The organism is Variovorax sp. 20P10.2.4, assembly GCF_058244205.1.
The window spans coordinates 1-6,954 of sequence record NZ_JBZAYE010000398.1 but is presented as its reverse complement, the minus strand read 5'-3'; the positions used below and the strand labels follow the sequence as shown (position 1 = coordinate 6,954).

The window sequence follows — 6,954 nt, the reverse complement described above, 5'->3', positions numbered from 1 at the left end:
GCATGCGCGACTGCCAGTGCGACCAGGGCTGCTTCGCGAAGGCCTCGCCGAGCAGCGCGAACAGCACCTCGCGCCGCTGCGAGCGCTCGCGGCCGCTGGCATAGGCCGGGTCCGCGGCCACGTCGGGGCGCTCGAGCACCTGCGTCATCAGTCGCTGGAAGATCTTGTTGTTGCCGCAGTTGATGTAGAACGAGCCGTCCTGGGCCTCGAACACGCCCGAGGGGCAGGTGTCGGGGCTGGTGTTGCCGTGGCGCTGCGGCTCGGCGCCGCTGAACACGTGCTGCAGCGTCGCATAGCCGGTCATCAGCACCGCGTTGTCGAACAGTGCCACCTCCACCGCCTGCCCGCGGCCCGTGCGCTCGCGCGCCACCAGCGCGCCGAGGATCGCGTTGGCCGCCATCATCGCGGTGCTGATGTCCATCACCGGCGACAGCGCGCGCACGCCCTGGCGGTCGGCATAGCCGTTCATCGAGACGAAGCCGCTCTCGGCCTGCGCGATCGGGTCGAAGCCCAGGCGGTCGGCGAAGGCGCCCTCGCGGCCGTAGGCCGACACCGAGCAGTAGACGAGCTCGGGATTGGCCTTGCGGCAGCTCTCGTAATCGAGCCCGAAGCGTTCCATCACGCCGGTGGAGAAGTTCTCGACCACGACGTCGGCGCTCGCGACCAGGGCGCGTGCCACCTCGAGGCCTTCGGGCGTCTTCAGGTCCAGCGCCACGCTGCGCTTGTTGCGGTTCGACCAGAGGAAGGGCGCGCCCTGCGCGAGCTCGGGATGCACCGGCGGGTACTGGCGGAAGTCGTCGCCGCGCCCGGGCGCCTCGATCTTGATCACGTCGGCGCCCATGTCGGCCAGGATCATGGTGGCGAAGGGGCCGGCGATGAAGTGGGTGAAGTCCACCACCTTGATGCCGGCCAGCGCCTGCGGCGCGCCCGCGGGGCGCGGCTGGTGCTCGGGGAAATCGGATTCCAGTTTTTCAAGCATGGAGGCGGTTCTCACATCTGGATGTTGGCCTTGCGCACGACCGGGCCCCACTGGCCCATCTCGTCGCGGATCAGCTTCTCGAGCTCCTGCGGCGTGCTGCTGCGCGCCTCGACGTTGCGCACCGAGAACATCTTGCGTACCTCGGGCCGCGCGACCGCGGTCACGATCGCGTCGTGCAGCTTCGCGACGATCTCGTCGGGCGTGTCCTTCGGCGCGAGCACGCCGAACCAGGCCGAGCTGCGGAAGCTCGGCACCTCGTCGGCGATGGCCTGTAGACCCGGCACGGTCTCGGTGGCCTTGGGCGTGCCCACGGCCAGGTAGCGCACCCGGCCCGAGCTCACCAGCGTGGCGCCATCCAGGCCGGTCACGAAGGCGGCCTGCAGCTGGCCGCCGGCGAAGGCGGTCATCATCGGCGCGCCGCCGTTGTAGGGGATGTGCTGCATGTGCAGGCCCGCGGCCTCGTTGAAGTACTCGGCCGTCAGGTGCGACAGCGAGCCGTTGCCGACCGAGCCGACGTTGAGCGCGTTGCCGTTCTTCTTCGCATAGGCGAGAAAGTCCTTCAGCGTCTTCGCCGGGCTGTCGGCGGGCACGGCCAGGATCATCGGCGTGATCGCCACGGTGGAGATCGGGCGCAGGTCCTTGAGCTCGTCGTAGGGCACCTTGCGCATCAGCGAGACCACCGCATTCGGGCCGGTGTTGCCGAACACCAGCGTGTAGCCGTCGGGCGCGGCCTTGGCCACGTAGTCGGTGCCGATGGTGCCGCCCGCGCCGGGCTTGTTCTCGACGATCACGGTCTGGCCCAGCGTCTCGCTCATCGACTGCTGGATGGCGCGCGCGAGCTGATCGGTGCTGCCGCCGGCCGCATAGGGCACGATCATGCGGATCGGCTTGTTCGGGTAGCCGCCCTGTGCCCAGGCGGGCAGGGCACCGAGCGCGAGCGCGGCGCAGGCGGCGCCCAGCAGCGCGCGGCGGTGGAGGGAAGTGGTCGTCATCGGGGGTCTCCTTGGGTTCGTGGGTGTCGTGTCAATCCGTGGCACCGAGCACGCTCGACCAGTAGCTGCGCGCGCGGTCCATGTGGCGCAGGATCAGCAGCTGCGCCTTGGCCGCGTCGCGTGCGCGGATGTGGCCGAGCAGGCGCCGGTGGTCGAGCAGCGAGGCGCGGCCCTGCACCGTGTCGGCGAACATCGCCTCGCGGCGCCGGCCGGTGAAGCGGTAGAAGGCATGCAGCACGCGCACCAGCACCGAGTTGTGGGTGGCATCGACCAGCGCGACGTGGAACTCGGTGTCGGCCGCGGCGATGTTGCCGCCCTCGGCCAGCACCTGCTCGGTGCGCTGCAGCACGGCTTCCATGCGCGCCAGGTCGGCCTCGGTGCGGCGCTGGCAGGCCAGGCCCGCGGCCAGCACCTCGAGGTGGCCGCGCACCTCCATCGTCTCGGCCACTTCCACCGGCGTGGGCACGGCGCCCATGTCGGTGAGCATCACCAGCGCCTCGAAGCTGCCTTCGCGCTCGACGTGCCGCAGGTAGATGCCCGAGTTGGGCCGCGATTCGACGATGCGCAGCGTGACCAGCGTGGCCAGCGCCTCGCGCACCGCGTTGCGGCCGACGCCGAGGCGCTCGGCGAGGTCGCGCTCGGAAGGCAGCCGGTCGCCCGGTTGCAGCCGCCGGTCGCGCAGGTAGGCGAGGATGCCGGCGATGGCGCCATTGCCCGCGCCCGCCGAGTTGGAGGCACTGGCCTCCTGCGGTTCAGCCGTGGTGTCGAGCCGGGTCGTCATGGACTGCTCCCTTGCCTCAGAGGTCCAGGACCAGCGTCTTCGAGCGCGAGCCCGAGCAACAGATCATGATCGCCTCGTTCGACTGCTTCTCCTGCGCATCCAGGTAGTCGTCGCGATGGTCGGGTTCGCCCGCGATCACGCGCGTGCGGCAGGTGCCGCACACACCGGCGCTGCAGGCGTAGGGCACGTCGATGGCGTTGTCGAGCAGCGTGTCGAGGATGGTCTTGCCCGGTGCCACGGCGAGGCGCTGGCCGCTGCGCTCGAGCACCACCTCATAGCCGCCCTCGGTGGCTGCCGCGCTGCCGGCGGCGAAGCGCTCGAAGTGCACCGTGTGCGCGGGCTGGCCGGCACAGGCCTCGACGAAGGCGTCGATCATGCGCGACGGGCCGCAGCAGTACAGGTGCGCGCCGGCCGGCGCGTTGCGCACGATGGCCGCGATGTCCAGCCGCTCGGCGCGCGAGGAGCCGAAGCAGAACTCGACCTCGCCGCGGCCGCGTCCGCCCTGCATGGCGCGCAGCGTGTCGGCGAAGGCGGTCTCCTCGGGCGAGCGGCCCGCGTAGTGCAGCTGCCAGCGCCGCCCCAGTTCCTCGAGTCGATGCAGCATCGACAGGATCGGCGTGATGCCGATGCCGCCGGCGATGAAGACCGAGTGCGCGGCCTCCTCGTCCAGCGCGAAGTCGTTGCCGGGCAGGCTGGCGCGGATGCGGTCGCCCACGCGCGGCTGCGCATGCATCCAGGCCGAGCCGCCGCGGCCCTGCGCGTCGCGCTGCACCGCCACCACGTAGCGTGCGGCATCCGAGGGCGCGTTGAGCAGCGAATAGCTGCGGATCATCTCGCGCGGCAGGTGCAGGTCGATGTGCGCGCCGGCCGTGAACGGCGGCAGCGGCCGGCCGTCGGCCGAACCGAACTCGTACGACGCGATGCCGCGTGCCTCCAGCCGGATCTGGCGCAGGCACAGGTCCAGCGGCGCGGGATTGCCCAGGCTCATGGCGTGTAGCCGAAGTCGGCGCCCAGGCGCGCGGTCATCAGCTCGCGGCCCGATTCGCTCCAGGCCTCGCCGGCCGGCAGCGTGAGCGACACCGCGCGCACCATCGGCAGGTCGGGGTCCTCGATGCGCGGCGGGCGCTGCTGGCGCACCGAGAGGTTGCGCACCGTCTCGAGCAGCAGGCGCCGCGTCATCGCGATGCCGGTGTCGCTCATGCCCAGGTGCTCCTTCGAGCGGTCGTAGATCGGCGCCACGCCCGACTGGCAGGCCGCGTCCTGCACCCACAGGCCGGGCAGGCCCGAGAACCAGGTCTTGGTCTGCGCGTCGTAGTTGAAGAGGAAGGCGCTCTGCAGGTTGAACTTGGTCCAGTACTTCGCGAAGGGCTCGGTGGCGGGCCGCGGCGCATAGGCGTTGATGCTCGGGTGGCCGGTCTCGCGGCCGCCGTGGCCGTTGTCGAACAGCTTGCGCGTCTTCTCGTAGAACTTCTGCGCCGGCGTGTACGAGAACATGATGCACAGCGTGTGGTGGTCGTCCAGCGGCACCCAGGCGTGGCCGCTGAGCTCGGGGTAGTTCGACTGCGGCGGCACCAGCGTGTAGAAGGGCAGCAGGAACTGGTTGACGCGCCAGTAGTGCGTGTTCTCGTCGAGCACGCGCTTGGAGGCCACGCTCATGCCGAAGTCCTGGCGCTTGCATTCGAAGGTGGGACGCAGGTCCTTCTTCGCGGTCCAGTCGCTGATCGCGCCCTGCTGGTCGATGCGCCCGTGCAGGATCGGCGCGTGGGCCGAGTCGATCTCGCCCTCCACGGCCTGCAGCCAGTTGCATTCCTGTACGCGAAAGCTCACGTACACGTTCTCCTCGGGCACCAGGTTCCACTCGAGGTTCGGCAGCGGCGGCGGGTTCTCGCGGTCGGGCCCCATGTAGGTCCAGACGATGCCGTTGCGCTCGCGGCAGGGGTAGTTCTTGATCGTGACCGTGTCCTTGAGCCGGCTCTGCGCGGGCTCGGCCGGCGTGTCCTGCACGCGGCCGTCGACGCCGAACTTCCAGCCGTGGTAGATGCAGCGCACGCCGCAGTCCTCGTTGCGCCCGAACACCAGCGGCGCGCCGCGGTGCGGGCAGGCATGGTCGATCAGGCCGACGCGGCCCTCGCTGTCGCGGAACGCGATCAGCTCCTCGCCGAGCAGGCGCACGCGCTGCGGCTGGCCGTCGGTCTCGAGGTCGCGGCTGGGCAGGAAGGGGATCCAGTAGAGGCGCATCAGCTCGCCCATGGGCGTGCCGGCGCCGACGCGCACGAGGGTTTCGTTGTCTTCTTGCGAGAGCATGGCTGCGGTTTTCCTTGTGGGGCAGGGCCATCCGGCGTGGTGGACCACCTTGGATGACCAGATTGGTAGGACCAATGCTAAATTCGAGCCCGCGCGATGCAAAGCTTTTGTCTCAATAACCTTGTGAATGGATCAACCATAGATGGTCGAAGCGAGCGAGGTGGCCGCCGTCGCGCATGTCTTTCGCCGCGTCGCCAGCGCGAGCGCGCCGGCACGGTTAGGCTCCCTCGTCTTCATCCCGTTGCCCGAGCCATGACCACTTCCCCGCCCGTTCCCGCGCCGGATCTCGCCGCGGCCCTCGACACCGTGCTCGACGCGCGCTACAGCTGCCGCGGCTATCTCGCCGACCCGGTGCCGCGCGACGTCGTCGATGCGATCCTGCGCGCCGCCCAGCGCACGGCCTCGTGGTGCAACTCGCAGCCCTGGCAGGTGGTCGTGACCGGCGCGGCCGCCACCGAGCGCCTGCGCGCGGCGATGGCCACGCCCGAGGCGCTGGTCGACCAGGGTTTCGAGATCGCGCCGCCCGCCGAATACCGCGGCGTCTACCGCGAGCGCCGCCGCGAATGCGGCTTCCAGCTCTACGACAGCGTGGGCATCGCCCATGGCGACCGCGAGGCCTCGGCGCGCCAGGGGCTTCAGAACTTCTCGTTCTTCGGCGCGCCGCACGTAGCGCTGATCCACACCGATGCCGCGCTCGGCGCCTATGGCGCGCTGGACTGCGGGGCCTACGTGTCGAACTTCATGCTGGCGGCGCGCAGCCGCGGCGTGGCGAGCATCGCGCAGGCCGCGCTGGCCTCGCGCGCGAAGTTCCTGCACCGCTGGTTCGACATCCCGGACGACCGCCAGGTGGTCTGCGGGATCTCCTTCGGCTACGAGGACCCGGCGCACTCGGCCAACGGTTTCCGCACCTCGCGCGCTACCGTCGGCGACGCCGCGCGCTGGGTCGAGGACTGATACGCACGGTGGCGCGGCCCCGCGCTCAGGGGCTGCGTTCGGCCAGGTAGTGGCGCGTGAGCACCGGCTCTTCCGGCACCTGGAAGCTGCGCGCGAGCGCCTCCAGCTCGTGGCGCGCGACGGTGGCCCGCGCGCGCTGGCGCAGGTAGTCGGCCCACGAGGTGACGATGAAGCGCTCGACGTAGCGGCTCGGGTCGTCGAGGTCGCGGTAGACGCGCCAGAAAGTGGCGCCGTCGCGCTTGCGCGGTACCGCGAGCTGCTGCACCGCGTCGAGGAAGCGCCGCGCGTCGGCATCGCGGATGCGGTAGACCACCTCGACGGCGACCGGCCCGGCCTCGAACTCGGGCTCGTGCTGCACCGAGAACTCCTCGTGCAGCGGCGCCAGCGTGACCTCGTCGTCCGCGCCCATGCGCAGCGGATAGGGCCGCGCCAGCGCGATGCTCGCGAGCATGCACGCGGCCGACAGGCACAGCGCCGCGCTCAGGCCGATCAGCGAGGACATCGCGCCCCACAGCGCGGAGCCGAGCGCGAAGGCGCCGAGCGAGCACAGCGTGTGCATCGACGCGGCGCGCGCGCGCACCCAGGACGGCGCGCTGGTCTGGGTGGCTGCGTTGAAGGTCGACATCATCGTCATCCAGGCCGCGCCGCCGAGCACGAAGCTGGCGCACACGAGTGGCCGCCAGGTCGAGAGCGCGCCCACCAGCATCGCGCTCGAGAACACGAGGCAGCAGCCGGCGGCCAGCGCATCGAGCGAGAAGCGCGAACGGATGCGCCCGACGAAGAAGCCGGCGGCGACGGCGCCCGTGCCGAGGCATGCCATCAGCAGGCCGTAGCCCGCCGCGCCCAGCCCAAGGCGCTGCTGCGCGATCACCGGCAGCAGGGCCCACAGCGCCGAACCGAGCCCGCTGAAACCGGCCGTGCGCACCAGCTGCGCGAAGATCGCG

7 protein-coding genes are annotated in these 6,954 nt (G+C 70.8%); 1 reads left to right on the top strand and 6 read right to left on the bottom strand.

Going from position 1 to position 6,954, the window contains the following annotated elements; genetic code table 11:
• From AC27VN_RS28215 to AC27VN_RS28195, 5 genes are all read right to left on the bottom strand, one after another.
• A partial coding sequence (locus AC27VN_RS28215) for a CaiB/BaiF CoA transferase family protein (protein WP_490878670.1) occupies positions 1-979 on the bottom strand: 979 nt, incomplete at its 3' end.
• An 11-nt stretch (positions 980-990) separates the two neighbouring features.
• The gene (locus AC27VN_RS28210) at positions 991-1,971 is read right to left on the bottom strand and encodes a Bug family tripartite tricarboxylate transporter substrate binding protein (protein WP_490878669.1); all 981 of its coding nucleotides are present in this window, start codon (positions 1,969-1,971) and stop codon (positions 991-993) included.
• Between the two features lie 31 nt (positions 1,972-2,002).
• On the bottom strand, positions 2,003-2,752 hold the full coding sequence (locus AC27VN_RS28205) for a FadR/GntR family transcriptional regulator (RefSeq protein WP_490878668.1): 750 nt from the start codon (positions 2,750-2,752) through the stop codon (positions 2,003-2,005).
• Positions 2,753-2,768: 16 nt separating this feature from the next.
• On the bottom strand, positions 2,769-3,740 hold the full coding sequence (locus tag AC27VN_RS28200; protein ID WP_490878667.1) for a PDR/VanB family oxidoreductase: 972 nt from the start codon (positions 3,738-3,740) through the stop codon (positions 2,769-2,771).
• Positions 3,737-5,056 carry a Rieske 2Fe-2S domain-containing protein gene (locus tag AC27VN_RS28195; protein WP_209539590.1) on the bottom strand — a complete coding sequence of 440 codons (1,320 nt, stop codon included), beginning with the start codon at positions 5,054-5,056 and terminating at the stop codon, positions 3,737-3,739. Before AC27VN_RS28195 ends, AC27VN_RS28200 begins: the two co-directional genes overlap by 4 nt.
• A 252-nt stretch (positions 5,057-5,308) precedes the next feature.
• On the opposite strand from AC27VN_RS28195, the gene AC27VN_RS28190 reads away from it, so the two are divergent.
• Positions 5,309-6,010 carry a nitroreductase gene (locus tag AC27VN_RS28190; protein WP_490878666.1) on the top strand — a complete coding sequence of 234 codons (702 nt, stop codon included), beginning with the start codon at positions 5,309-5,311 and terminating at the stop codon, positions 6,008-6,010.
• A gap of 25 nt (positions 6,011-6,035) precedes the next feature.
• Here the strand turns inward: AC27VN_RS28190 and AC27VN_RS28185 are convergent.
• Positions 6,036-6,954 (bottom strand): MFS transporter (locus AC27VN_RS28185; protein ID WP_490878665.1); only part of this gene is annotated, 919 nt, incomplete at its 5' end.